Origin of the sequence: Streptomyces sp. DH37 (assembly GCF_029813835.1) — a bacterium.
In the GTDB taxonomy this organism is placed as follows: Bacteria; Actinomycetota; Actinomycetes; order Streptomycetales; family Streptomycetaceae; genus Streptomyces.
In genome coordinates, this window is sequence record NZ_JARVKV010000056.1 from 21,740 (window position 1) to 46,422 (window position 24,683).

A 24,683-nucleotide genomic window follows, 5' to 3' on the forward strand; every position below is an offset into this window, starting at 1 on the left:
GCCCGGTTCACCGGACCTTCCACCGGCGTACACCGGGACCGCTTGACAAGCACCTGACCAGGGCGGCACGTTACGCGCGTAGAAATCGCACAGTGCGAACCACGGGCCGTGCGACCCCGGCACCGCCGGTGCCGGGCGGGCCGCCAACGGCCCCGCCCGGCAACACCCTTCAGCCTCCCCCCAGCACGTCCAGCACCCACAGCACCGTCCCGGAGGGACCCCTTGAGCAGAACCCAGGCGGCCCGTACCGCCGCACTCACCGTCGCAGCCCTGACCTCGACGCTGCTGGCCGTCCCCGCCTCGGCGGCGGAACCGGCCGCCGGCGCGGTCCGCGTCCACGACATCCAGGGCACCACCCGCACCTCGCCCCTGGCCGGCGAGCAGGTGTCGGGGGTGTCCGGCGTCGTCACCGGCGTCCGCGCCTACGGCTCGCGCGGCTTCTGGATCCAGGACACCGCCCCCGACGGGGACGCGGCCACCAGCGAGGGCCTGTTCGTCTTCACCAACTCGGCTCCCGCGGTGGCCGTCGGCGACCTGGTGCGGGTCTCGGGCACGGTCACCGAGTACCGCCCGGGCGGCAACTCCTCCGGCAACCAGACCCTCACCCAGATATCCCGCCCCCAGGTGACCGTCGTCTCCTCCGGCAACCCCCTGCCCGCCCCCGTGACCCTGGACTCCGCCTCCGTCCCCGAGGCGTACGCGCCCGAGGGCGACCCGGCCGCGGGCGGGAGCATCGAGAAGCTCGAACTGCGCCCCGACGCCTACGCGCTGGACCTGTACGAGTCGCTGGAGGGCATGGACGTCCGGATCCGCGACGCGCGGGTGACCGGCCCCAGCACCGAGCACGCCGAACTGTGGGTGACCGTCAAGCCGGAGCAGAACCCGTCGGCGCGCGGCGGCACCGTCTACGGCGGCTACGACGAGCAGAACTCCGGCCGCCTCAAGGTCGAGTCGCTCGCCCCGCTGTCCCAGCGCCCCTTCCCCACCGCGAACACCGGTGACGTGCTGGCCGGCACGACCGCCGGCCCGCTGGACTACGACCAGTACGGCGGCTACCACGTGGTCGCCCGCGAACTGGGCGAGGTCGAGGACCGCGGCCTGGAGCGCGAGCGCACCCGCGCCCAGCGCCGCGGCGAACTGGCCGTCGCCACCTACAACGTGGAGAACCTCCACCCCGGCAACGACCAGGAGAAGTTCGACCGGCTGGCCCGGGGCGTGGTGGAGAACCTCGCCTCCCCCGACGTCCTCGCCCTGGAGGAGATCCAGGACGACAACGGTCCGGTGAACGACGCGGTGGTGTCCGCCGGCGCCACGCTCGCGAAGTTCACCGACGCCATCGTGGCCGCGGGCGGCCCGCGCTACGACTGGCGCGCCGTCGACCCGGTCGACGACGCCGACGGCGGCCAGCCCGGCGGCAACATCCGCAACGTCTTCCTCTTCAACCCCGAGCGGGTCTCCTTCGTGGACCGGCCCGGCGGCGACGCCACCACGGCGGTCGGCGTGGAGCGCGAGCGCGGCCGGGCCGTGCTGACCCACTCCCCCGCCCGCGTCGCGCCGAACGACACGGCGTGGGAGGACAGTCGCAAGCCGCTGGCCGGCGAGTTCCGCTTCCGCGGGCGCACCGTCATCGTGGTCGCCAACCACTTCGCCTCCAAGGGCGGCGACCAGTCCCTGCACGCGGCCGTCCAGCCGCCGAACCGTTCCTCCGAGGTGCAGCGCACGGCCCAGGCGAAGGCGGTCAACCACTTCGTGCGGCAGGTGCTGGCGGTGGAGAGGAAGGCGAACGTCGTCGTCCTCGGCGACATCAACGACTTCGAGTTCTCCGCCACGTCCCGGGAGCTGACCGCGGGCGGCGCGCTGCGCAGCGCGGTGCTCTCGCTGCCCGAGGACGAGCGCTACACGTACGTCTACGACGGCAACGCCCAGGTGCTGGACCAGACCCTGGTCTCCCCGGGGATCCACCGCTTCGACTACGACATCGTGCACGTCAACGCGGAGTTCGCCGACCAGGCGAGCGACCACGACCCCCAGGTGATCCGCTTCCGCCCCTGAGGTGGGGCCCGCCCGGCCGTGCCCCCTCCCCCGGGAGGCGGCACGGCCGGCGCGGCGGGCAGTCGGGGCGCGGTCGGGGGCCTCTCCGGGGAGCCGGGGCGCCCGGGACCGAGGAGGTGGGCCCGTGCCCGGCCGAATCGGTTGGACCGACCGCTTCCGCATGAGCCAGACTCGCCCCCATGCCCGACTCCCCCTTCGGCCGCGTCGCCGCCGCCATGATCACCCCGTTCGACTCCTCCGGCGCCCTGGACCTCCCCGGCGCCCGGCGGCTCGCCGCCCACCTGGTGGACCGGGGCGGCTGCGACTGCCTGGTGCTGAACGGGACCACCGGCGAGTCCCCGACCACCTCCGACGAGGAGAAGACGGCGCTGGTACGGGCGGTGGCCGAGGAGGTCGGCGACCGGGCCCGGATCGTCGCGGGCGTCGGGTCCGCCGACACCCGGCACTCGGTGGAGCTGGCACGGGCGGCCGAGGGGGCCGGCGCCCACGGCCTGCTGGTCGTCACGCCGTACTACTCCCGCCCCACCCAGGAGGCCATCGCCCGCCACCTGGCCACCGTCGCCGACGCCACCGCCCTGCCGGTGATGCTCTACGACATCCCCGCCCGCACCGGAGCGGGCACCGCGCTGACCGCCGAGACGCTGCTGCGGCTCGCGGAGCACCCGCGCGTCCGCGCGGTCAAGGACTGCGCCTACGACCTGATGAAGACGGCGAAGGTGCTGGGCTCCACCGGGCTGGTCTACTACTCCGGCTGCGACGAGACGAACCTGCCGCTGCGCGCGATCGGCGCCCACGGCTGCGTGAGCACGGTCGCCAACGTGGCCGGTCCCGCCGTGCGCGGCGTCCTGGACGCGTTCGACGCCGGTGACCACGCCGAGGCCGCCCGGCGCCACCAGGCCCTGGTGCCGCTGGTCGACGCCATGATGTCGGAGGTCCCCGGCGCGGTCTCCGTCAAGGCGCTGTTCGCGGCGGCGGGGCTGCCGGGCGGCCCGGTGCGCCCGCCGCTGCTGCCGGCCGGGGAGGAGCTGACCGCGCGGCTGGCCGGCGCCCTCCGGCAGGCCCTGTCCTAGCGCGCGGGCCGGGGGCTCAGGCCGGTCCGGCCGGGGGGCCGGGCTTGGTCCACATCCCCTGCGGCCCCTGCGGAGCCGGGTCGCCGTCCGCGGGCGTGCCCGTCAGGTCCCGCACCAGGAGGGTGGCGCCCGCGACCGCGCCGGGCATCAGGAAGACCGCGACCAGCGGCACCAGGAAGCACAGCACCAGCGGGACCCCGAAGCCGATCGCGAGGGCCTTGCGGGTGCGCAGCAGCCGCAGCCGCTCCCGGACCGGGATCTCACGGCGCTGCATGGCCACCGAGGTGAGCTCCAGGGTGAGGAAGAAGCCGGAGACGGCGAAGCCGATCACCGGGACGACCGTCTGGCCGGCGACGGGGACGAAACCGAGCAGGAACAGCACCACGCCGAAGGCCAGGACCCGCACCAGGACGTAGAGGCTGTCGCACAGCGAGATCCACAGGTCCCGCCACAGCGGGCGGTCGGGCCCCTCGGGGCCGCCTCCCTCGGACTCCTCGACCTTCTCCGACAGCGACTCGTAGAAGGGGTCGCCGACCAGCAGGGTGACGGCGGTGAAGGTGATCACCGCCAGCAGCAGGCCGCCGGCGAACAGCAGCGCGGTGAACGTGCCGCGCAACAGCCCCGCCCAGGGCGACTCCCAGTCGTCGGCGAACGGCGTGGCCCAGGCGGCCAGGTCGTCGGCCCAGAAGCCGAGGGCGACCAGGGCCGCCGTGTAGAGCACCAGGGTGACGAGTGCGGGCAGCAGCCCGAAGCCGAACCACCGTCCGTTGCGCAGGACCCACTTCTGGCCCTGTCCCAGGTACCGCATTCCGGTCACGAGATCGCCCATGGCCGCACAGCGTAACGGGCTCGCGGACCGGGGCGCCCGGCGGGCCGGGGAGGACGGCGCGACGGCCGGCGAAACGGCCGGGTGCCCTCCCGGGCCGTCGGGGAACGGCTGTGGGAGGGCACCCGGCGGGGACGGCCCGGCGGGGCCGTGTCCCGGGCTGTTCGGGGCTGCCCAGGGGGCTGTCCCGGGCGGCCCCGCGGCGTCAGTTGTGGCTGTGCAGGGCCTCGTTCAGACCGCCCCAGGAGCCGGAGCGCTGGAGGGCCTCGACGGCTCCGGTGGTGGAGTTGCGGCGGAAGAGGAGGTTGTTCGCGCCGGACAGCTCCAGCGCCTTGACGACCTCGCCGTCGGGCAGGGCGACGCGGGTGCCCGCCGTCAGGTACAGGCCGGCCTCCACGATGCAGTCATCGCCCAGGGAGATGCCGATGCCCGCCTCCGCGCCCAGCAGGCAGCGCTTCCCGATGGAGATGGTCTGCTTGCCGCCGCCGGAGAGGGTGCCCATGATCGAGGCGCCGCCGCCGATGTCGGAGCCGTCGTCGACGACGACGCCCGCGCTGATGCGACCCTCGACCATGGAGGTGCCCAGCGTCCCGGCGTTGAAGTTGACGAAGCCCTCGTGCATCACGGTGGTGCCGGAGGCGAGGTGGGCGCCCAGCCGCACCCGGTCGGCGTCGCCGATGCGCACGCCCGTGGGGATGACGTAGTCGGTCATCCGCGGGAACTTGTCGACGCTGGTGACCGTGAGCTGCCGGCCCTCCGCGCGGGCGGCGAGGCGGACGCCCTCGACCCGGTCGACGGGTACGGGGCCGAGGCTGGTCCAGGCCACGTTGGCGAGCAGACCGAAGATCCCGTCCAGGTTCTGGCCGTGCGGCCTCACCAGACGGTGGCTGAGCAGGTGCAGCCGCAGATAGGCGTCGTGCGCGTCCAGCGGCTTGTCCTCCAGGGAGGAGACGACCGTACGGACGGCGATGACCTCGACGCCGCGGAGCGGGTCCGGGCCCAGGGCCCGCGGTGCGGCCTCGCCCAGCAGCTCGGCGGCGCGCTCGGCGCTCAGCCGCTCGGTCCCGGCGGGGCCGGGGGCGTCGGACAGCTCGGGCGCGGGGAACCAGGTGTCGAGGACGGCACCGCCGTCGAGCGCGACGGTGGCGAGTCCGGCGGCGACGGCGCCGGTCGTACGGGGGGAGGGTGCGGGTGCTTCGGTCATGGCCAAACGCTAACCGGACACGTTCCGCGAGCGCGAACCGGTCCCACCGGCCGGACGCGCACCGGCCCCTTGCCGCGACCCCGTGCCGCCGGGACGTGCCGCCGGGACGTGCCGCCGGAACGTACTGCCGGGACGTACCGCCGGGGCCGGGCTCCGGCCCCGGCGGGAAGCGGGTCCAGGGCGGGTTCACGGCGGCGCCGTCAGTGCCCGCCGCCCAGGTTGAGGACCACCACCCCGGCGACGACCAGGAGGATCCCGGTGATCCTGGCGGCGGTGACCGCCTCCCCGATGAAGACCATGCCGATCACGGCGATGGCGGCGGTGCCGGCACCCGACCAGATCGCGTAGGCGGTGCCCACGGACATGCTCTTGAGCGTCTGCGCGAGCAGGACGAACGCGACGAGGTATCCGGCGGCGGTCCCCAGGGTGGGCCACAGCCGGGTGAAGCCGTCGCTGTACTTCATCGAGGTGGTCGCCAGGACCTCGGCCAGGATCGCGCACGCCAGCGTCAGGTAAGCCATGCCCACGAGGCTACGCAGCGGCCGCGGGCGGGCCGCACGGTGCCCGCGCGCACGCGTCGGCCGGGGCCCCGGGAGGGACCCCGGCCGACGGGGAGGCGGTGGCGTTCCGGACGCCGGACGTTCCTGCTCCGGGCCCGGGCGCCGGGCGTCTCAGACGTTGAAGCCGAGCGCGCGGAGCTGCTCGCGGCCTTCGTCGGTGATCTTGTCCGGGCCCCACGGCGGCATCCAGACCCAGTTGATCCGCAGCTCGTTGACGATGCCCTCGGTCGCCGACTTCGCCTGGTCCTCGATCACGTCGGTCAGCGGGCAGGCCGCGGACGTCAGGGTCATGTCCAGGGTGGCGACGTTGGAGTCGTCGATGTGGATGCCGTAGATCAGGCCCAGGTTGACGACGTCGATGCCCAGCTCGGGGTCCACCACGTCGTACAGCGCCTCGCGGACCTCTTCCTCGCTCGCCGGCTTCGTCGTGGTCGGGGTCTCGCTCATGCGGTCTTCTCCTCAACGGCGCCGTCGCCCAGGGCCTGGGCGGTGGCGTCCTTCCATGCCATCCAGCTCAGCAGGGCACACTTCACGCGTGCCGGGTACTTGGAGACCCCCGCGAACGCGACCGCGTCCTCCAGGATCTCCTCCATCGCGTCGTCCGGCTCGATCCGGCCCTTGGACTGCATCAGCTCCAGGAAGGTCTCCTGGATCCGCCGCGCCTCGGCCAGCTCCTTGCCGACCAGCAGGTCGTTCAGCACCGAGGCGCTGGCCTGGCTGATGGAACAGCCCTGCCCCTCGTAGCTGACGTCCGCGATGGTGGAGCCGTCCATCCTCACCCGCAGCGTGACCTCGTCGCCGCACGTCGGGTTGACGTGGTGCACCTCGGCGTCGCCGTCGCGGAGGCCCCGTCCGTGCGGGTGCTTGTAGTGGTCCAGGATCACGTCCTGGTACATGGAGTCAAGCTTCACGAGTCACCTTCAGCCGCTGCAGTCGTCCGTCGTCGGTCACGGAACATCAACCGAAGAAGTTCCGCACGTGCTCCAGTCCCTCCACCAGGGCGTCGACCTCGGCGGGGGTGGAGTACAGATAGAACGACGCTCGCGTGGTCGCGGGAATTCCGTACCTGAGGCATACGGGTCGTGCGCAGTGATGGCCGACCCGTACCGCGATGCCCTCCTCGTCGAGCACCTGGCCCACGTCGTGGGGGTGGATGTCGCCGAGCGCGAAGGAGATCGCGGCGCCGCGGTCCTCGGCCGTGGCCGGGCCGATGATCCGCAGGTCGGGCACCTCCTGGAGCCTGCGCACCGCGTACTCGGTGATCGCGTGCTCGTGGGCCGCGATGCGGTCCATGCCGATCGACGAGAGGTAGTCCACGGCGGCGCCCAGCCCGACGGCCTGGGCGATCGGCGGCGTGCCCGCCTCGAACTTGTGCGGCGCGGGGGCGTAGGTGGAGGAGTGCATCGAGACGGTCTCGATCATCTCGCCGCCGCCGAGGAACGGCGGCAGGTCCTCCAGCAGCTCCTGGCGTCCCCACAGCACGCCGATGCCGGTCGGCCCGCACATCTTGTGGCCGGTGAAGGCGACGAAGTCGGCCTGGAGCGCCTGGACGTCCACGGCCATGTGCGGGGCGGCCTGGGAGGCGTCGATCACCACCAGCGCGCCGACCTCCTGGGCGCGGCGGACGATCGTCTCGACCGGGTTGAGCGTGCCCAGGATGTTGGAGACCAGCACGAACGAGACGACCTTGGTCCGCTCGGTGATGATCCGGTCGATGTCCGACAGGTCCAGGCGGCCGTCGTCGGTCAGGCCGAACCACTTCAGCTTCGCGCCGGTGCGCTGCGCCAGCAGCTGCCACGGCACGATGTTGGAGTGGTGCTCCATCTCCGTGATGACGATCTCGGTCTGGTCGTCGACGCGGTACGGCTCGTCGGCCCAGCCGAGCATGTTCGCCACGAGGTTGAGCGACTCCGAGGCGTTCTTGGTGAAGATGACCTCGTCGCGGCTCGGTGCGTTGACGAAGGCGGCGACCTTGTCGCGCGCTCCCTCGTACAGCGCCGTGGCCTCCTCGGCGAGCACGTGCACGCCGCGGTGGACGTTGGCGTTGTGCCGCACGTAGTAGTCGTTCAGCGCGTCGAGCACCTGGTTCGGCTTCTGGGAGGTCGCCGCGTTGTCCAGGTACACGACCTTCTTCCCGTCGTGGACCACTCGGTCCAGCAGCGGGAAGTCCTTGCGGATCGCGTCCGTGTCGAGAAGGCCCGGCAGCTGTGTCACGCTCGTGTATCTCCGTTCTCCCCCGGGGCCTCACGCTCCGGGGGGTACCCCATTCCGCGCCCGTCCGGCCGGGCCGGGGACGCCGTCGGTGCGCGGGGCCGCCGCCGCGGCCCCGCGGGCAGGGCTCACGCCGTCCGGTCGCCCTTGACGTAGGCCTCGTAGCCCTCTTCCTCCAGCTTGTCCGCCAGCTCCGGGCCGCCGGACTCGGCGATCCGGCCGGCCGCGAAGACGTGGACGTGGTCGGGCTTGATGTAGCGCAGGATGCGCGTGTAGTGGGTGATCAGCAGGGTGCCGACCTCGCCGGTCTCGCGGACGCGGTTGACGCCCTCGGAGACGACGCGCAGGGCGTCGACGTCCAGGCCGGAGTCGGTCTCGTCGAGGATCGCGATCTTCGGCCTGAGCAGCTCGAGCTGAAGGATCTCGTGGCGCTTCTTCTCACCGCCGGAGAAGCCCTCGTTGACGTTGCGCTCGGCGAACGCGGGGTCGATGGAGAGCCGCTCCATGGCCTCCTTGACCTCCTTCACCCAGGTGCGCAGCTTGGGGGCCTCGCCGCGGATGGCGGTGGCGGCGGTGCGCAGGAAGTTGGAGACGGAGACGCCGGGCACCTCGACCGGGTACTGCATGGCGAGGAAGACGCCGGCGCGGGCGCGCTCGTCGACGCTCATCTCCAGGACGTCCTCGCCGTCCAGGGTGACGGTGCCGCCGGTGATCGTGTACTTCGGGTGGCCCGCCAGCGAGTAGGCGAGGGTGGACTTGCCGGAGCCGTTCGGGCCCATGATGGCGTGCGTCTCGCCCTGCTTCACGGTCAGGTCGACGCCGCGCAGGATCTCCCGGGGGCCGTTCTCGGCCTCGACGGAGACGTGCAGGTCGTGGATCTCAAGCGTTGCCATGGGGCTTCAGGACTCCTGGGTGATGGAGACGAGCACGGCCGCGTCGGGGCCGTCTCCTTCGATCTTGACGGGGTATACGGGGACGGGACGCGTGGCGGGCGGGCCGTCGGGCTTGCCGGTGCGCAGGTCGAAGCTGGAGCCGTGCAGCCAGCACTCGATGTGGCAGTCCTCCACCTCGCCCTCGGAGAGCGAGACGTTCGCGTGCGAGCAGATGTCGTTGACGGCGAAGACCTCTCCCCCGGTGCGGACGAGCGAGACCGGGACGCCCTCGATCTCCACCCGCCTGGGGGTGTCCTCCTCCAGCTCGCCGAGCGAGGCGGCGCGGACGAAGCCCGCGCTGCCCACCGTGCTCTCGCCGGTGCTCATGCGACCGACTCCTCGAGCTCTTCCTCGATCTTGGCGAGCAGGCGCTCCTGGAGGTCGGGCAGGCCGATCTGCTGGACCAGCTCGGCGAAGAAGCCGCGGACCACCAGGCGGCGGGCGTCCTTCTCCGGGATGCCGCGCGCCATCAGGTAGAACAGCTGCTCGTCGTCGAAGCGGCCGGTGGCCGAGGCGTGCCCGGCGCCGACGATCTCGCCGGTCTCGATCTCCAGGTTGGGCACCGAGTCCACCCGCGCGCCGTCGGTGAGGACGAGGTTGCGGTTGAGCTCGTAGGTGTCGGTGCCGGTGGCCGAGGCGCGGATCACCACGTCGCCGATCCACACGGCGTGCGCGTCCTGACCCTGGAGGGCGCCCTTGTAGACGACGTTGCTGCGGCAGTTCGGGGTCTCGTGGTCGACGAAGAGCCGGTGCTCCTGGTGCTGGCCGTTGTCGGTGAAGTACAGGCCGTACAGCTCGGCCTCGCCGCCCGGGCCCGCGTAGTTGACGCGCGGGTGGAGGCGCACCACGTCGCCGCCGAAGGTGACGATCACGGACTTGAAGGTGGCGTCGCGGCCGACCAGCGCGTTGTGCTGGGAGCAGTGCACGGCGGTGTCGTCCCAGTCCTGCACGGAGACGACCGTCAGCTTGGCGCCGTCGCCGAGCACGTACTCGACGTTGGCGGCGCGCAGCCCGTCGCCGGTGTGGTCGATGACGACGACGGCCTCGGCGAAGGCGCCCAGCTCGAAGACGGTGTGCCCGAAGGAGACGCCGCCCTGGCCCTGGATGCTCACCCGGATCGGATCGGTGAGCACGGTCTCCCGGGGCACGGTGACGACCGCGGCCTTCTCGAAGGCGCTGTAGGCCTGCGCCGCGACCCGGTCGACCGGCTTGCCGGCCCGGCCGAGGCGGGCGTCGTCGCGGCCGACGGTCTCCACCGTCACGCCCTCGGGCGCGGAGACGTCGACCTTGACCCCGCCGTCCGCCCTGGCGGTGCCGTCGTGCAGGCCCTTGAGCCGCTCCAGGGGAGTGAAGCGCCACTCCTCCTCGCGGCCGTGCGGGACGGGGAAGTCCGCCACGTCGAAGGACGGCGGCGCGCTCATCCGGGTGGCGACGGTGGACTCGGCCGCCACCGCGATCGATCCGGCGGTCGTGGACCCGGCCGGGATGTTCTGAGCCTCAGCCATGGCTGTCGTGTTGCTCGCTCTCTGTCTTCTGTGTTCGCCGGCCTCCGGGCGCGTCGGCGTCCGGAGGCCCGCTCACGGTCACGAAGGGGGAAGGACGGGTGGCCGGCCGGTCAGCCGACCGCGCCCTCCATCTGCAGCTCGATCAGCCGGTTGAGCTCCAGCGCGTACTCCATGGGCAGCTCCTTGGCGATCGGCTCGACGAAGCCGCGCACGATCATCGCCATCGCCTCGTCCTCGGACATGCCGCGGCTCATGAGGTAGAAGAGCTGGTCGTCGCTGACCTTGGAGACCGTCGCCTCGTGGCCCATCGTCACGTCGTCCTCGCGGACGTCGACGTAGGGGTAGGTGTCCGAGCGCGAGATGGTGTCCACCAGCAGCGCGTCGCACAGCACGTTGGACTTGGAGTTCTCGGCACCCTCGCCGATCTCGATCAGACCGCGGTACGAGGTGCGGCCGCCGCCCCGCGCCACCGACTTGGAGACGATGTTGGAGGAGGTGTTGGGCGCCATGTGCACCATCTTGGCGCCGGCGTCCTGGTGCTGGCCCTCGCCCGCGAAGGCGATCGAGAGGGTCTCGCCCTTGGCGTGCTCGCCCATCAGGTAGACGGCCGGGTACTTCATGGTCACCTTGGAGCCGATGTTGCCGTCGACCCACTCCATGGTCGCGCCCTCGTAGGCCACGGCGCGCTTGGTGACCAGGTTGTAGACGTTGTTCGACCAGTTCTGGATGGTCGTGTAGCGGCAGCGGGCGCCCTTCTTGACGATGATCTCCACGACCGCCGAGTGCAGCGAGTCCGACTGGTAGATCGGCGCGGTGCAGCCCTCGACGTAGTGGACGTAGGCGTCCTCGTCGACGATGATCAGCGTCCGCTCGAACTGGCCCATGTTCTCGGTGTTGATCCGGAAGTAGGCCTGGAGCGGGATGTCCACGTGGACGCCCTTGGGCACGTAGATGAAGGAGCCGCCGGACCACACCGCGGTGTTCAGCGCGGCGAACTTGTTGTCGCCGGCCGGGATGACGGTGCCGAAGTACTCCTGGAACAGCTCCGGGTGCTCCTTGAGGGCGGTGTCGGTGTCCAGGAAGATGACGCCCTGCTTCTCCAGGTCCTCGCGGATCTGGTGGTAGACCACCTCGGACTCGTACTGGGCGGCGACGCCGGCGACCAGGCGCTGCTTCTCGGCCTCGGGGATGCCCAGCTTGTCGTAGGTGTTCTTGATGTCCTCCGGCAGGTCCTCCCAGGACTGGGCCTGCTTCTCGGTGGACCGCACGAAGTACTTGATGTTGTCGAAGTCGATGCCGCTCAGGTCGGAGCCCCAGTTCGGCATGGGCTTCTTCTCGAAGAGCTTCAGGCCCTTCATGCGGAGCTTCAGCATCCACTCCGGCTCGGACTTCTTGCCCGAGATGTCGCGGACGACCTCCTCGGAGAGGCCGCGCTTGGCCGAGGCGCCGGCGGCGTCCGGGTCGGCCCAGCCGTACTCGTACTTGCCCAGGCCCTCCAGCTCAGGGTGGGCAGTCTCCGTGGGGAGAGTCATGCGGGGTTCCTCCCGGCTGTGCTTGCAGATGCTGTCGCTGCGGTGGTCTCGGATGTCTTGGGCGCTGCCGCTGGGGCCGACCCGGGGATGAACGTCGTGCACACTCCGTCGCCGTGGGCGATGGTGGCCAGACGCTGCACATGGGTGCCGAGCAGGCGGGAGAAGACCTCGGTCTCCGCCTCGCACAGCTGCGGGAACCGCTCGGCGGCGTGGGCCACCGGGCAGTGGTGCTGGCAGAGCTGCTCTCCGCTGGAGGCGGGCGCGCCGCGCGCAGTGGCAGCGTACCCGTCCCGGGAGAGAGCCTCGGCCAGAACCCTGGCGCGGTCCTCGGGCGCGGCTCGTTCCAGCTCGGCTCGGTACCGCTCGGCCTGGGCCGCGACCCGGGCGCGGGCGAAGGCCGCGACCGCGGCCTGCCCCTTCTCGCCGCCTCCCGCGGCCTGCTCTATCCAGTGCAGGGCGTCGACGGCGAGCTGGTCGTATGCCTGGTCGAAGGCGCTGCGCCCGTAGTCGGTGAGCGCGAAGGCCCTGGCGGGACGGCCCCGGCCGCGCGAACCGTAGACGCGCTTCTCGCGGGGCTCGACGACGCCGTCGGCGACGAGGGCGTCGAGGTGGCGGCGGACCGCCGCCTGGGTGAGCTCCAGCCGCTGGGCCAGCTCGGCCGCCGTGGACGGGCCGTGGTCCAGGATGGAGCGCGCGACCCTGTTGCGGGTGCCGTGGTGCTCGTCCGGGGCGGAGGGGCCGGGGGCACGGGTGTCACCGGTGCCGTGGTGGGCCGCCATGTGCGTTCGCGCCTCCTCACTCCGTCCGGGTTCCGCAGCGCCTCCCCCCGCCGTGGCCGGACTGCCGGTCCGGCGGGTGCGCTTTTTCACAACGCCATTGTTGCGTAATTCGGAGGAGAGCGGCAAGCCGCGCCCTGACCGGCCCGGATGGCATGCGTCACGTAAGGCGTGCCTTACCGGCACCGCTGCGCGGGGCCGCCCCCGGAGGCTCCTAGACTCGCCCGTATGCGAGACACGGCGGCCGTCGAGGTCGCGGGGCTGGTGAAGCGGTACGGGAGCAGGACCGCGGTGGACGGGCTGGACCTCACCGTCGGGCGCGGCACCGTCACCGCCGTCCTCGGCCCCAACGGAGCCGGGAAGACCACCACCATCGAGACCTGCGAGGGCTACCGCCGGCCCGACGCGGGCACCGTCCGCGTCCTGGGCCTGGATCCGGTCGCGGACGCGGAGGCGCTGCGCCCCCGGATCGGCGTGATGCTCCAGAGCGGCGGGGTCTACCCCACCGTCCGCGCCGCGGAGATGCTCCGCCACATGGCCGCGCTGCACGCCGACCCGCTGGACACCGGCGCGCTGATCGAACGACTGGGGCTGGCCGGCTGCGGCCGGACCCCCTACCGGCGGCTGTCGGGCGGCCAGCAGCAGCGGCTCGCGCTCGCCATGGCCGTCGTCGGCCGGCCCGAGCTGGTCTTCCTGGACGAGCCGACCGCCGGCCTGGACCCGCAGGCCCGCCGCTCCGCCTGGGACCTGGTGCGGGAGCTGCGCGCGGACGGCGTGACGGTGGTGCTGAGCACCCACTTCATGGACGAGGCCGAGTCCCTGGCCGACGACGTCGCGATCATCGACGAGGGCCGGGTGATCGCGCGGGGCAGCCCCGAGGAGCTGTGCCGCGGCGGCGCCGAGAACACCCTGAGCTTCACCGGGCGCCCCGGGCTCGATCTGGCCTCGCTGCTCAAGGCGCTGCCGCCGGGCACCGCCGCCGCCGAGCTGACCCCCGGCTCGTACCGCCTGACCGGCGCCGTCGACCCCCACCTCCTGGCCACGGTAACGTCCTGGTGCGCGCAGAACGGGGTGATGCCGGACGGCATCGCGGTGGAGCGGCACACGCTGGAGGACGTCTTCCTGGACCTGACGGGCAAGGAGCTGCGGTCGTGAGCACGGGAACCACCGGACCGGGCACGTACGCCCCCAGGCCGGGCGCCGCGCCGCTGCCGAGGATGATCGCCGCGCAGGCCGCGCTGGAGACGCGGCTGCTGCTGCGCCACGGCGAGCAGCTGCTGCTGACCATCGTCATCCCCACCCTGCTGCTGGTGCTGTTCAGCGCCGTGGACATCGTCGACCTGGCGGAGGACGGGGACGGCGGGGGCGGGCGCGTGGACTTCCTGGCGCCGGGCGTGCTGGCGCTGGCCGTGCTCTCCACCGCCTTCACCGGCCAGGCCATCTCCACCGGCTTCGAGCGGCGCTACGGCGTCCTCAAGCGGCTGGGCGCCTCCCCCCTGCCCCGGTGGGGGCTGATGACGGCCAAGACGTGCGCGGTGCTGGTCACCGAGGTGCTGCAGGTGGCGCTGCTGGCGTCGGTGGCCCTGGCGCTGGGCTGGTCGCCGCACGGCAGCCCGCTCGCCGTGGCGCTGCTGCTGGTCGCCGGGACGGCGGCGTTCTCCGGGCTCGGGCTGCTGATGGCCGGGACGCTGCGGGCCGAGGCGACGCTGGCGGGGGCGAACCTCGTCTTCGTCCTGCTGCTGGTCGGCGGCGGGGTGGTGGTGCCGCTGGAGAGGTTCCCCGAGCCGGTGCGCGGCGTGCTGGAGCTGCTGCCGATCTCCGCGCTCTCCGAGGGCCTGCGGGAGGTGCTGCGGGACGGCGCCGGGACGCCCTGGGGGAACCTGGCGGTCCTCGGGGTGTGGGCGGTGGCCGGCCTGGCCGCCGCGGCCCGCTTCTTCCGCTGGGAGTGAGACCCGGGGTCCGGGAACGCGGCCCGGGAACGCGACCCGGGAGCGCGCCCCGAGAGCGTGGCCCCCTCCTCCGCGCTCCCTGCGCGCCCCCTCGTGAAAGCTTGCACAAGCGCCCGCCTACCATGGGTCCGTGCCCAATCTGCTCGAATTCGCGCGAAACCCCGTCGCGTACGTCGCCAGGCGCTGGACCCCCGCCCAGCGCACCGTGGAGCGCGCCACCCTGACCGCGCTCGTCCTGAGCGTGGTCATCGTGGTCACCGGCGGGGTGGTGCGGCTGACCGGCTCCGGGCTGGGCTGCGACACCTGGCCCAAGTGCAGCGGGGACAGCCTGGTCGCCACGCCCGAGATGGGGCTGCACGGCGCCATCGAGTTCGGCAACCGGCTGCTGACGTACGTGCTGTGCGCCGCGGTCGGCTGGGCGATCGTCGCGGTGCGCTCGGCCGAGCCGCGCCGCCGGAGCCTGTCGCGGCTCGCCTGGTCGCAGTTCTGGCTGGTCGCCGCCAACGGCGTGCTGGGCGGCGTGACGGTGCTGCTGCGGCTGAACCCGTACACCGTCGCCGCGCACTTCCTGCTCGCCAGCGTGCTCATCACGGTCGCCGCCGTCACCTGGCTGCGGGTCCGCGAGGGCGACGAGGCGCCGCGCCCGCTGGCCGGGCCGCGGATCCGGCAGCTCGCGGTGGCGCTGACGGCCGTGTCGGTGGCGCTGATCGTCGTCGGCACCATGGTGACGGGCGCGGGGCCCCACGCGGGCGACAGCAGCGACGTACCGCGGATGGGCGTGGACTGGGAGGCGACCGCCCGGGCGCACGCCCTGCTGGCCTGGGCCGTGGTGGGCCTGACCGTGCTGCTGTGGCTGGCACTGCGCGCCGTGGACGCCCCCAGGGGCCCGCTCGACCGCACCCGGGACCTCTTCCTGGTCCTGCTGGCCCAGGGCGCGATCGGCTACGTCCAGTACTTCACCGAACTGCCCGAGGTGCTGGTCGCGGCGCACCTGCTCGGCTCCTGCCTGGTGTGGATCGCCGTCCTGAGGGCGCTGCTGTCGCTGCGCGAGCGCGGCCTGCCGCCCGTGGCCGACGCCCCGGAGCCCGTGCACGCCGCCGCCCCGGCCGCGGAGGCGGACCGGCCCGCTCCGGCCGCGGCGGTGCCGGGCCGGTAGGTCCGGCCGGCGCGGCGGGCCGCCGGGGCGGTACGGGCGGTTCCCCCGCCTGTCGCCCCGGCGGCCCGCCGCGTGCGGGGCCCGCGCCCGCACCGCGTACGGCCGCATCCGGCCGTGCCCGGGCAGCGGCGGTGGACAGCGCGGTGGGCGGCGCGGTGGACAGGAGCACGCCGAACGGCGAAGGGGGTCCGCGGCGGGCGCCGGGAGGCCGCGGCGGTACGCACGTCCCGCCGCGGGGCGGGGCGCCGGGGTGCGCGGCGCCCGCGCGGCGCGTCAGCGGTTCTCCGGTCCCCCGACCTGGATGCCGGCCATCCGCTCCCACTCGTAGGGGCCGGTGCGGATACGGGCGGCGAGGTCTCCGTCGAGGGTCTCGTGGACGGTCACCCCGGCCTTCTCGGCGGCCTTCTCCGCGACCTCGCGGGAGGGGGCCACCAGGTCGCCCCAGCCGCCGTCGGCGCCGACGAGGACGATCCGCACGCCGCGCTCGCCGAGGTACGCGATCTGGGCGTCGGCGCCGCCGCCGCGCTCCCCGGCGAACCGGGTGATCTCCTTGGCGAGCTTGGTCACCCAGCGCTGGGCCTTGGCGTCGGGCTTGGCGTCGGGCCCGGTCTCTTCCGCCTGCTGTGTGCTGTCCATGGACAGGATGCTACCGATGGGTAAATCGCCTGGCGACCACCACTCCGGGTGGCCTGCGCCACGCCCAGCCGCTCCGCGGCGCCGGCGGCGCGCCGGAGGCGGTGAATCACCGCAGGAAGGTGATCGGCCCAGGAAGGTGGTCACCGCAGGAAGGGGTCCACCGCCACCGCCACGAACAGCAGCGACACATAGGTGATGGACCAGTGGAACAGCCGCATCTCCCTGAGCTTCGCGCCCGTGATCCCGGCTCTGGCCCGCGCCTGGAGGGCGTGCGCCTCCTTCAGCCACCACGCCCCCGCGACGGCCGCGACGAGCGGGTAGAACCAGCCGACGTACCCCAGCGGCCACAGGGCCAGCGAGACGGCGACCATCACCCAGCTGTAGAGGACGATCTGCCGGGCCACGGCCCTGTTGCCCGCGACGACCGGGAGCATCGGGACGCCGACGCGCGCGTAGTCGTCCTTGACCTTCATGGACAGCGGCCAGTAGTGCGGCGGCGTCCAGAAGAAGATGACCAGGAAGAGGACGACGGCGGCCCAGCTCACCTCGTTCGTCACCGACGACCAGCCGATGAGCACCGGCATGCAGCCCGCGATGCCGCCCCAGACGATGTTCTGGGAGGTGCGCCGCTTGAGGAGCATCGTGTAGACGACGACGTAGAACAGCAGCGCGCCCAGGGACAGGGCCGCCGAGAGCCAGTTGACCGTCCACCCGAACCACAGGGTGGAGACCACGGCCAGGGTGACGCCGAAGACCAGGGCCTCGCGCGGGGTCAGGACCCCGGTGACCAGGGGGCGCCGCTCGGTGCGGTGCATCAGCGCGTCGATGTCCCGGTCGAGGTACATGTTCAGCGCGTTGGCGCCGCCCGCCGACAGGTAGCCGCCCAGGCAGGTCGCCAGGACCAGCCACAGGTCGGGCACGCCCTGCTCGGCGAGGAACATCACCGGAATGGTGGTGATCAGCAGAAGTTCGATGATCCGCGGCTTGGTCAGCGCCACGTAGCCCTTGATGCGGGCCCCGAGCGGCCGGTGTGCTGGGCTCGGATCGAGCTCCCCCACGGCCCTCCGGGAGTGGGCGGTACCCCCACCCGCGGGACGGGATTCGACGGCCGTCACGGACACCCCTGATCACAGTGCGACATGCGCGGCTCGCGCCGCGTGGGAACACAGCGAGCCCGGGACCCCCGGGGTCCCGTCACGGCTCGCACGTACCACGCCACTCTAGACGCTGGCCATACGCCGCTCGCTCCGGGGGTGGCCCGTGTTGGCGTACGCGGCGCGGGCGGGCCCGGCGGGCGGAGGGGCGGGCGGAGGGACGGACGGGGGGTGCGGCGGACGCGGCGGGTACGGCCCGCGCGGCGGCGGACGGGGGCGCTCATATGGGCCCCGCTTTTGACAGATGCCCAGGTGAGCGCTTGTCGGGCGCCACTTTCGGATGTTTCGTTCTTCCGGCTGTTCAAAGGATGAGCGGCCGGAAAGGGGGAACACCGGCGGGGGTACGCTCGACACCGCCCGGTGTGACCTGTCAGACACCGGCCTTCGACATGTGGAGAGGAGCCCTGACGCAGGGTGAGCACCAAGCCGACCACCACAGATCTCGAGTGGACCGAACTGGATCAGCGGGCTGTCGACACCGTACGGGTCCTGGCGATGGACGCCGTACAGAAAGTCGGTAACGGGCACCCCGGTACCGCCATGAGCCTCGCTCCCGCGGCGTACCTGCTCTTCCAGAAGCTGATGCGGCACGACCCGTCCGACGCGCGGTGGGCGGGCCGGGACCGGTTCGTCCTCTCCCCGGGCCACACCAGCCTGACGCTGTACATCCAGCTCTACCTGTCCGGCTACGGGCTGGAGCTGGACGACCTGAAGGCCTTCCGCACCTGGGGCAGCAAGACCCCGGGTCACCCGGAGTACGGCCACACGGTCGGGGTCGAGACCACCACCGGCCCGCTCGGCCAGGGCATCGCCAACGCCGTGGGCATGGCGATGGCCGCCCGCTACGAGCGCGGCCTGTTCGACCCGGACGCCGCCCCGGGCTCCTCGCCCTTCGACCACACCATCTGGGCGATCGTCTCCGACGGCGACCTGGAGGAGGGCGTCTCGGCCGAGGCGTCCTCGCTGGCCGGCCACCAGAAGCTGGGCAACATCGTCGCCCTGTACGACGACAACCACATCTCGATCGAGGGCGACACCGCGACCGCGCTCTCCGAGGACGTGCTCAAGCGCTACGAGGCGTACGGCTGGCACGTCCAGCGCATCGAGCAGTCGCCCAACGGCGACTTCGACGTCCAGGCGCTGTACGCGGCGCTGAAAGCGGCTCGGGAGGAGACCGAGCGCCCCTCGCTCATCGCCGCGCGCACGATCATCGCCTGGCCCGCGCCGAACGCGCAGAACACCGAGGCCTCGCACGGCTCCGCGCTGGGCGACGAGGAGGTCGCGGCCACCAAGCGCGTGCTGGGCTTCGACCCCGAGCGGCACTTCGAGGTGGCCGACGAGGTCCTCGCGCACGCCCGCAAGGTCGTCGACCGGGGCCGCGAGGCGCGCGAGGCCTGGGAGGGCGAGCTCGCGAAGTGGCGCGAGGCCAACCCCGGGCGCGCCGCCGAGTTCGACCGGATCAGCGCCGGGAAGCTGCCCGAGGGCTGGGAGAAGGCGCTGCCCGTCTTCCCCGCCGGCAAGGACATGGCGACCCGCAAGGCGTCCGGCGCGGTGCTCAAGGAGCTGGGCGGCGTGATCCCCGAGCTGTGGGGCGGCTCCGCCGACCTCGCGGGCTCCAACAACACCACCATCGACGCCTCGTCGTCCTTCCTCCCGGCGGACAACCCGCTGCCGGAGGCGAACCCGTACGGCCGCACGGTGCACTTCGGCATCCGCGAGCACGCCATGGGCTCGACCATGAACGGCATCGCGCTGCACGGCAACACCCGGATCTACGGCGGCACCTTCCTGGTGTTCTCCGACTACATGCGTCCGGCGGTGCGGCTGGCGGCGCTGATGGGGCTGCCGGTCACCTACGTGTGGACGCACGACTCCATCGGCCTGGGCGAGGACGGCCCGACCCACCAGCCCGTCGAGCACATGGCCGCGCTGCGCGCGATCCCGGGCCTGAACATGGTCCGCCCGGCCGACGCCAACGAGACGGCCATCGCCTGGCGCGAGATCATGCGCCGCCACGGCGACCGCCCGGCCCCGCACGGCATCGCGCTGACCCGCCAGAACGTGCCGACCTACGAGGCGAACGAGGACGCCGCCCGCGGCGGGTACGTGATGTTCGAGGCGGCGGACCCGGAGGGGCGGGACCGCGAGCCGCAGGTCGTCCTCATCGCCACCGGCTCGGAGGTGCAGCTCGCCGTCGCCGCGCGCGAGACGCTCCAGGCCGAGGGCGTGCCCACCCGGGTGGTGTCGATGCCGTGCCTGGAGTGGTTCGAGGAGCAGGACCAGGCGTACCGCGACAGCGTGCTGCCGCCGTCGGTGCGGGCGCGCGTGGCGGTCGAGGCAGGTGTCGGCCTGACGTGGTACCGGTACGTCGGCGACGCGGGCCGGGTCGTCTCCCTGGAGCACTTCGGCGCCTCGGCCGACTACAAGGTCCTCTACCGCGAGTTCGGCCTGACCGGCGAGGCGGTCGTCGCCGCCGCCCGGGAATCGATCGACGCCGCCGCACGCTGACGCCCACAGGCAATGGAACAGGAGATGCATCCCTCATGACAGACGCACTCAAGCGCCTGAGCGACGAAGGCGTCGCGATCTGGCTGGACGACCTGTCCCGCCACCGCATCACGTCGGGCAACCTCGCCGAACTGCTGGACGAGCAGCACGTCGTGGGCGTCACCACCAACCCGTCGATCTTCCAGAAGGCGATCTCCTCCGGCGACGGCTACGACCAGCAGCTCGCCGACCTCGCCTCCCGCGGCGTGACGGTGGAGGAGGCGATCCGGATGATCACCACCGCCGACGTCCGCGACGCCGCCGACATCCTGCGCCCGGTCTTCGACGCCACGAACGGCCAGGACGGCCGGGTCTCCATCGAGGTGGACCCGCGGCTGGCCCACGCCACGCGGCCCACGGTCGCCGAGGCCAAGCAGCTCGCCTGGCTGGTGGACCGGCCCAACACCCTGATCAAGATCCCCGCCACCACCGCCGGGCTCCCGGCGATCACGGAGACCATCGCCGCGGGCATCAGCGTCAACGTCACGCTGATCTTCTCGCTGGAGCGCTACCGGATGGTGATGGACGCCTACCTGGAGGGTCTGGAGCAGGCGAAGGCCAGGGGCCTGGACCTGTCCGAGATCCACTCCGTGGCGTCGTTCTTCGTCTCCCGCGTGGACACCGAGATCGACAAGCGGCTGGTGGCCCTGGGCACCGACGAGGCGCTGGCGCTGCGCGGCAAGGCGGCGCTGGCCAACGCCCGGCTCGCCTACCAGGCGTACGAGGAGGTCGTCGCCTCCGACCGCTGGACGGCCCTGGAGGCCGCCGGCGCCAACCGGCAGCGCCCGCTGTGGGCCTCCACCGGTGTGAAGGACCCCAGCTACCCCGACACCCTCTACGTCACCGAGCTGGTCGCCCCGAACACGGTGAACACCATGCCGGAGGCCACCCTGGCGGCCGTCGGCGACCACGGCGAGATCACCGGCGACACGGTGCGCGGCACCTACGAGCGGGCCCGCGCCGACCTCGACGCGATCGCCGCGCTCGGCATCGACTACGACGAGGTCGTCGAGCAGCTCGAGGTCGAGGGCGTGGACAAGTTCGAGCAGGCCTGGAACGACCTGCTGGCCTCCACCGAGGCCGAGCTGAAGCGCCTCGCCCCGAAGGAGGCGTAACGCACGTGAGCAGCGCAGCCAACCCGCTGCGTGACGCCCAGGACCGACGGCTCCCGCGCATCGCGGGGCCGTCGGGCCTGGTGATCTTCGGCGTCACGGGCGATTTGTCACGAAAGAAGCTGATGCCGGCCATCTACGACCTGGCCAACCGGGGTCTGCTCCCGCCGGGCTTCTCCCTCGTCGGCTTCGCCCGCCGCGAATGGGAGGACCAGGACTTCTGCCAGGTCGTGCACGACTCGGTCAAGCAGTACGCCCGCACCCCCTTCCGCGAGGAGGTCTGGCGGCAGCTGGGCGAGGGCATGCGCTTCGTCCCCGGCGTCTTCGACGACGACGAGGCCTTCGCCAGGCTGAAGTCCACCATCGAGGAGCTGGACAAGTCGCGCGGCACCGGGGGCAACTTCGCCTTCTACCTCTCGGTCCCCCCGAAGTTCTTCCCCACCGTGCTGCAGCAGCTCAAGAAGCACGAGCTGTCCGACGCGCCCGCCGGGTCCTGGCGCCGCGCGGTCATCGAGAAGCCCTTCGGCCACGACCTGGCCAGCGCCCAGGAGCTGAACCGGGTCGTCCACCAGGTCTTCCGCCAGTCCGACGTCTTCCGGATCGACCACTACCTGGGCAAGGAGACCGTCCAGAACATCCTGGCGCTGCGCTTCGCCAACACGATGTTCGAGCCGCTGTGGAACCGCTCGTACGTGGACCACGTGCAGATCACGATGGCCGAGGACATCGGCATCGGGGGCCGCGCGGGCTACTACGACGGGATCGGCGCCGCGCGCGACGTCATCCAGAACCACCTGCTCCAGCTCCTGGCCCTGACCGCGATGGAGGAGCCCGTCTCCTTCGACGCCAAGGCGCTGGTCACCGAGAAGCTCAAGGTGCTCAACGCGGTGCGGCTGCCGAAGGACCTGGGCCTGCACACCGTGCGCGGCCAGTACCGGGCGGGCTGGCAGGGCGGCGAGAAGGTGCCCGGCTACCTGGAGGAGGAGGGCATCGACCCGGCCTCGCGGACCGACACCTACGCCGCCATCAAGCTGGAGATCGACAACCGCCGCTGGGCGGGGGTCCCCTTCTACCTGCGCACGGGCAAGCGGCTGGGCCGCCGGGTCACCGAGATCGCGGTGGTCTTCCAGCGCGCCCCCTACTCCCCCTTCGATGCCACCGACACCCAGGAGCTGGGCCAGAACGCGCTGGTCATCCGGGTCCAGCCGGACGAGGGCGTCATGATCCGGTTCGGCTCCAAGGTGCCCGGCACCTCGATGGAGATCCGCGACGTGACGATGGACTTCGCCTACGGCGAGTCCTTCACCGAGTCCAGCCCCGAGGCGTACGAGAGGCTCATCCTGGACGTGCTGCTGGGCGACGCCAACCTCTTCCCCCGGCACCAGGAGGTCGAGCGGTCCTGGGAGATCCTGGACCCGGTCGAGGAGTACTGGGACCAGCACGGCAGGCCCGAGCCGTACACCGCCGGGACCTGGGGGCCCCAGGCGGCCGACGAGATGCTCGCACGTGACGGACGGAGCTGGCGGCGGCCATGAACATCGACCTCACGGACACCACGTCCGGCCGGATCAACGCGGCTCTGGTACGAGCGCGGCGGGCGATGGGCAGCCCGGCCGTCGGGATGGTGCTCACGCTCGTCATCGTGACGGACGAGGGTAGCCACTACGACGCGCTGAAGGCGGCCAGCGACGCGTCGAAGGAGCACCCGTCGCGCATCCTCGTCGTCGTCCGGCGCCCGGGCCGCTCGCCGCGCGACCGGGCCACGGCCCGGCTCGACGCCGAGGTGCGGGTGGGCGGTGAGACCGGCACCGGGGAGACGGTCCTGCTGCGCCTGCACGGCGAGCTGGCCAACCACGCCCACAGCGTCGTCCTGCCCCTGCTGCTCCCGGACGCGCCGGTCGTCGTCTGGTGGCCGGCCGACGCGCCCGAGTTCCCCTCGAAGGACCCGCTGGGCGCCCTCGCGCAGCGCCGCATCACCGACGCGGCCGAGACCGAGGACCCGGTCGCGGCGCTCAGGCAGCGCGCCGCGACGTATGCGCCCGGCGACACCGACCTGGCCTGGACCCGCGTCACCCTGTGGCGCAGCGTGCTGGCGGCCGCCCTGGACCAGAAGCAGGCCCGGGTCAACCGGGCGGTGGTCGAGGGCGAGGAGTACAACCCCAGCTCGGAGCTGCTGGCGCTGTGGCTCGCCGACCGCCTGGGCGTCCCCGTCGAGCGCGTGCTCTCCGAGGGCCCCGGCATCACGGCGGTGCGGCTGGCGACGGCCGAGGGCGACATCTGCCTGGACCGCGGCGACGGCTCGCTCGCGGCGCTCTCGGTACCCGGCCAGCCGGACCGGAGCGTGGCCCTCCACCGGCGTTCCACGGCCGAGCTGATCGCCGAGGAGCTGCGGCGCCTGGACCCGGACGAGACCTACGCCCAGGCGGTCCGCTTCGGCATCGACCGGCTGGGGCGCGCGCAGGTGGCGGAGGCGGAGGCCGCCGGGGCGGCGAAGGCGGAGCGGGCCTCCGGGGAGGAGCCCGCCGCCGGGGAGGAACCGGCCGGCGACGAGGAGACCGGCGGGGATTCCGGGGACGGCGGGGACTCCGGGAACGGCGCCGGGAAGCGGTCCGGCCGGGCGGCGGCCCGGTGACCGGCCCCGAGGGGGCTCCCCCGCACCTCGTCGTCCACCCGGACAAGGAGCGGATGGCCCGGGCCACGGCCGCGCGCCTGGTCACCGCGGTCGTGGACGCCCAGACCGCCCGCGGCGGCGCCCACGTCGCCCTGACCGGGGGCCGCAACGGAAACGCCCTGCTGGCCGCGCTGGCCGGGGCCCCGGGGCGGGACGCGGTGGACTGGTCCCGCGTCGACCTGTGGTGGGGCGACGAGCGGTTCCTGCCCGACGGCGACCCGGACCGCAACCACACCCAGGCCCGCGAGGCGTTCCTGGACGCGGTCCCGCTGGACCCGGCGCGCGTCCACCCCATGCCCGCCTCCGACGGACCGCACGGCGACGACGTCGACGCGGCGGCCGAAGCGTACGCGGCGGAGCTGGCCGCCGCCGCGGGCCGCGGCGGCGGCACGGGCGGGGGGCCGCTCCCCTTCGACGTGCTGCTGCTGGGACTCGGCCCGGACACCCACGTGGCCTCGCTCTTCCCCGGCCACCCGGCCGTGCGGGAGGACCGGCGCGCGGTCGTCGGCGTGCGGGAGGCCCCCAAGCCCCCGCCGACCCGGATCTCCCTGACCCTCCCGGCCGTCCGGGCGGCCCGGGAGGTCTGGCTGCTGGCGGCGGGCGGGGACAAGGCCGAGGCGGCCGCCGGCGCGCTGGCGGCCGACGATCCGCTGCGGACCCCCGCCGCGGGCGCCCGGGGGCGCGAGCGCACCCTGTGGATCCTCGACGAGGCGGCGGCGGCCCTGCTGCCCGACTCGGCCCGGGGCTGAACGGAACACGGCGGCGGCTCCGCCCCCCTCGGGGGCGGAGC

At 72.9% G+C, this 24,683-nt stretch carries 23 protein-coding genes; 10 read left to right on the plus strand and 13 right to left on the minus strand.

The features are described from left to right. The first annotated feature begins 222 nt into the window (after window positions 1-222). Entirely contained in the window at window positions 223-2,052 is a 1,830-nt protein-coding gene (locus tag QC029_RS23290; RefSeq protein ID WP_279557714.1) for an endonuclease/exonuclease/phosphatase family protein, read from the plus strand. Between the two features lie 179 nt (window positions 2,053-2,231). Then, window positions 2,232-3,122, plus strand: a complete 891-nt coding sequence (gene dapA / locus QC029_RS23295) for a 4-hydroxy-tetrahydrodipicolinate synthase (protein WP_279557715.1) — start codon at window positions 2,232-2,234, stop codon at window positions 3,120-3,122. Window positions 3,123-3,138: 16 nt separating this feature from the next. Here dapA and QC029_RS23300 read toward each other — a convergent pair whose 3' ends face one another. The 11 genes from QC029_RS23300 to QC029_RS23350 all read right to left on the minus strand — a co-directional run bounded on the left by QC029_RS23300 (window position 3,139) and on the right by QC029_RS23350 (window position 12,671). After that, the gene (locus QC029_RS23300; protein ID WP_279557716.1) at window positions 3,139-3,951 is read right to left on the minus strand and encodes an EI24 domain-containing protein; all 813 of its coding nucleotides are present in this window, start codon (window positions 3,949-3,951) and stop codon (window positions 3,139-3,141) included. A gap of 202 nt (window positions 3,952-4,153) precedes the next feature. Next, window positions 4,154-5,152, minus strand: coding sequence for a 2,3,4,5-tetrahydropyridine-2,6-dicarboxylate N-succinyltransferase (gene dapD / locus QC029_RS23305; protein ID WP_279557717.1), 999 nt, complete (start codon window positions 5,150-5,152; stop codon window positions 4,154-4,156). Window positions 5,153-5,352: 200 nt separating this feature from the next. Continuing rightward, window positions 5,353-5,673, minus strand: a complete 321-nt coding sequence (locus QC029_RS23310; protein WP_279557718.1) for a multidrug efflux SMR transporter — start codon at window positions 5,671-5,673, stop codon at window positions 5,353-5,355. A 150-nt stretch (window positions 5,674-5,823) separates the two neighbouring features. Beyond that, window positions 5,824-6,159 carry a metal-sulfur cluster assembly factor gene (locus QC029_RS23315; RefSeq protein WP_279557719.1) on the minus strand — a complete coding sequence of 112 codons (336 nt, stop codon included), beginning with the start codon at window positions 6,157-6,159 and terminating at the stop codon, window positions 5,824-5,826. Beyond that, complete coding sequence (gene sufU, locus QC029_RS23320; protein ID WP_279557720.1) at window positions 6,156-6,623, minus strand: Fe-S cluster assembly sulfur transfer protein SufU; 468 nt, start codon at window positions 6,621-6,623, stop codon at window positions 6,156-6,158. The genes QC029_RS23315 and sufU overlap by 4 nt, the downstream gene beginning before the upstream one ends. A gap of 46 nt (window positions 6,624-6,669) precedes the next feature. Then, a complete protein-coding gene (locus QC029_RS23325; protein ID WP_279557721.1) occupies window positions 6,670-7,926 on the minus strand; it encodes a cysteine desulfurase in 1,257 nt (418 codons plus the stop codon). 125 nt (window positions 7,927-8,051) lie between these two features. Next, window positions 8,052-8,816, minus strand: a complete 765-nt coding sequence (sufC, locus tag QC029_RS23330) for a Fe-S cluster assembly ATPase SufC (RefSeq protein WP_279557722.1) — start codon at window positions 8,814-8,816, stop codon at window positions 8,052-8,054. A gap of 6 nt (window positions 8,817-8,822) precedes the next feature. Further along, window positions 8,823-9,182: a non-heme iron oxygenase ferredoxin subunit gene (locus QC029_RS23335; RefSeq protein WP_279557723.1), complete on the minus strand. Its 360-nt coding sequence runs from the start codon at window positions 9,180-9,182 to the stop codon at window positions 8,823-8,825. Beyond that, window positions 9,179-10,360, minus strand: coding sequence for a Fe-S cluster assembly protein SufD (sufD, locus tag QC029_RS23340; RefSeq protein ID WP_279557724.1), 1,182 nt, complete (start codon window positions 10,358-10,360; stop codon window positions 9,179-9,181). Before sufD ends, QC029_RS23335 begins: the two co-directional genes overlap by 4 nt. Window positions 10,361-10,470: 110 nt before the next feature. After that, window positions 10,471-11,892 carry a Fe-S cluster assembly protein SufB gene (gene sufB / locus QC029_RS23345; protein WP_279557725.1) on the minus strand — a complete coding sequence of 474 codons (1,422 nt, stop codon included), beginning with the start codon at window positions 11,890-11,892 and terminating at the stop codon, window positions 10,471-10,473. Continuing rightward, window positions 11,889-12,671, minus strand: coding sequence for a metalloregulator ArsR/SmtB family transcription factor (locus tag QC029_RS23350; protein WP_279557726.1), 783 nt, complete (start codon window positions 12,669-12,671; stop codon window positions 11,889-11,891). Before QC029_RS23350 ends, sufB begins: the two co-directional genes overlap by 4 nt. 225 nt (window positions 12,672-12,896) lie before the next feature. On the opposite strand from QC029_RS23350, the gene QC029_RS23355 reads away from it, so the two are divergent. The 3 genes from QC029_RS23355 to QC029_RS23365 all read left to right on the plus strand — a co-directional run bounded on the left by QC029_RS23355 (window position 12,897) and on the right by QC029_RS23365 (window position 15,773). Beyond that, window positions 12,897-13,823: an ABC transporter ATP-binding protein gene (locus tag QC029_RS23355; protein ID WP_279557727.1), complete on the plus strand. Its 927-nt coding sequence runs from the start codon at window positions 12,897-12,899 to the stop codon at window positions 13,821-13,823. 62 nt (window positions 13,824-13,885) lie between these two features. Next, complete coding sequence (locus tag QC029_RS23360) at window positions 13,886-14,617, plus strand: ABC transporter permease (RefSeq protein WP_279557737.1); 732 nt, start codon at window positions 13,886-13,888, stop codon at window positions 14,615-14,617. A gap of 130 nt (window positions 14,618-14,747) precedes the next feature. Then, window positions 14,748-15,773 carry a heme A synthase gene (locus tag QC029_RS23365; protein ID WP_279557728.1) on the plus strand — a complete coding sequence of 342 codons (1,026 nt, stop codon included), beginning with the start codon at window positions 14,748-14,750 and terminating at the stop codon, window positions 15,771-15,773. Window positions 15,774-16,046: 273 nt separating this feature from the next. Here QC029_RS23365 and QC029_RS23370 read toward each other — a convergent pair whose 3' ends face one another. Then, window positions 16,047-16,409 carry a hypothetical protein gene (locus QC029_RS23370; protein ID WP_279557729.1) on the minus strand — a complete coding sequence of 121 codons (363 nt, stop codon included), beginning with the start codon at window positions 16,407-16,409 and terminating at the stop codon, window positions 16,047-16,049. Window positions 16,410-16,549: 140 nt separating this feature from the next. Then, complete coding sequence (locus tag QC029_RS23375; RefSeq protein WP_279557730.1) at window positions 16,550-17,467, minus strand: heme o synthase; 918 nt, start codon at window positions 17,465-17,467, stop codon at window positions 16,550-16,552. A gap of 510 nt (window positions 17,468-17,977) precedes the next feature. On the opposite strand from QC029_RS23375, the gene tkt reads away from it, so the two are divergent. The 5 genes from tkt to pgl are packed head-to-tail and all read left to right on the plus strand — an operon-like array spanning window position 17,978 to window position 24,642. Further along, entirely contained in the window at window positions 17,978-20,071 is a 2,094-nt protein-coding gene (gene tkt, locus QC029_RS23380) for a transketolase (protein ID WP_279557731.1), read from the plus strand. Window positions 20,072-20,106: 35 nt separating this feature from the next. Further along, window positions 20,107-21,225: a transaldolase gene (tal, locus tag QC029_RS23385; RefSeq protein WP_279557732.1), complete on the plus strand. Its 1,119-nt coding sequence runs from the start codon at window positions 20,107-20,109 to the stop codon at window positions 21,223-21,225. A gap of 5 nt (window positions 21,226-21,230) precedes the next feature. After that, window positions 21,231-22,757 carry a glucose-6-phosphate dehydrogenase gene (zwf, locus tag QC029_RS23390; RefSeq protein WP_279557733.1) on the plus strand — a complete coding sequence of 509 codons (1,527 nt, stop codon included), beginning with the start codon at window positions 21,231-21,233 and terminating at the stop codon, window positions 22,755-22,757. After that, a complete protein-coding gene (gene opcA, locus QC029_RS23395) occupies window positions 22,754-23,854 on the plus strand; it encodes a glucose-6-phosphate dehydrogenase assembly protein OpcA (protein ID WP_279557734.1) in 1,101 nt (366 codons plus the stop codon). The genes zwf and opcA overlap by 4 nt, the downstream gene beginning before the upstream one ends. Then, window positions 23,851-24,642 carry a 6-phosphogluconolactonase gene (gene pgl, locus QC029_RS23400; protein ID WP_279557735.1) on the plus strand — a complete coding sequence of 264 codons (792 nt, stop codon included), beginning with the start codon at window positions 23,851-23,853 and terminating at the stop codon, window positions 24,640-24,642. Before opcA ends, pgl begins: the two co-directional genes overlap by 4 nt. Window positions 24,643-24,683: the final 41 nt, after the last annotated feature.

What these genes read in the sequence shown, in the direction of transcription:
- dapA (WP_279557715.1), top strand. Translation starts at nt 2,232, where the DNA reads ATGCCCGACTCCCCCTTCGGCCGCGTCGCCGCCGCCATGATCACCCCG.
- QC029_RS23300 (WP_279557716.1), bottom strand. Translation starts at nt 3,951, where the DNA reads ATGGGCGATCTCGTGACCGGAATGCGGTACCTGGGACAGGGCCAGAAG.
- dapD (WP_279557717.1), bottom strand. Translation starts at nt 5,152, where the DNA reads ATGACCGAAGCACCCGCACCCTCCCCCCGTACGACCGGCGCCGTCGCC.
- QC029_RS23310 (WP_279557718.1), bottom strand. Translation starts at nt 5,673, where the DNA reads ATGGCTTACCTGACGCTGGCGTGCGCGATCCTGGCCGAGGTCCTGGCG.
- QC029_RS23315 (WP_279557719.1), bottom strand. Translation starts at nt 6,159, where the DNA reads ATGAGCGAGACCCCGACCACGACGAAGCCGGCGAGCGAGGAAGAGGTC.
- sufC (WP_279557722.1), bottom strand. Translation starts at nt 8,816, where the DNA reads ATGGCAACGCTTGAGATCCACGACCTGCACGTCTCCGTCGAGGCCGAG.
- QC029_RS23335 (WP_279557723.1), bottom strand. Translation starts at nt 9,182, where the DNA reads ATGAGCACCGGCGAGAGCACGGTGGGCAGCGCGGGCTTCGTCCGCGCC.
- sufD (WP_279557724.1), bottom strand. Translation starts at nt 10,360, where the DNA reads ATGGCTGAGGCTCAGAACATCCCGGCCGGGTCCACGACCGCCGGATCG.
- sufB (WP_279557725.1), bottom strand. Translation starts at nt 11,892, where the DNA reads ATGACTCTCCCCACGGAGACTGCCCACCCTGAGCTGGAGGGCCTGGGC.
- QC029_RS23350 (WP_279557726.1), bottom strand. Translation starts at nt 12,671, where the DNA reads ATGGCGGCCCACCACGGCACCGGTGACACCCGTGCCCCCGGCCCCTCC.
- QC029_RS23355 (WP_279557727.1), top strand. Translation starts at nt 12,897, where the DNA reads ATGCGAGACACGGCGGCCGTCGAGGTCGCGGGGCTGGTGAAGCGGTAC.
- QC029_RS23360 (WP_279557737.1), top strand. Translation starts at nt 13,886, where the DNA reads ATGATCGCCGCGCAGGCCGCGCTGGAGACGCGGCTGCTGCTGCGCCAC.
- QC029_RS23370 (WP_279557729.1), bottom strand. Translation starts at nt 16,409, where the DNA reads ATGGACAGCACACAGCAGGCGGAAGAGACCGGGCCCGACGCCAAGCCC.
- tal (WP_279557732.1), top strand. Translation starts at nt 20,107, where the DNA reads ATGACAGACGCACTCAAGCGCCTGAGCGACGAAGGCGTCGCGATCTGG.
- opcA (WP_279557734.1), top strand. Translation starts at nt 22,754, where the DNA reads ATGAACATCGACCTCACGGACACCACGTCCGGCCGGATCAACGCGGCT.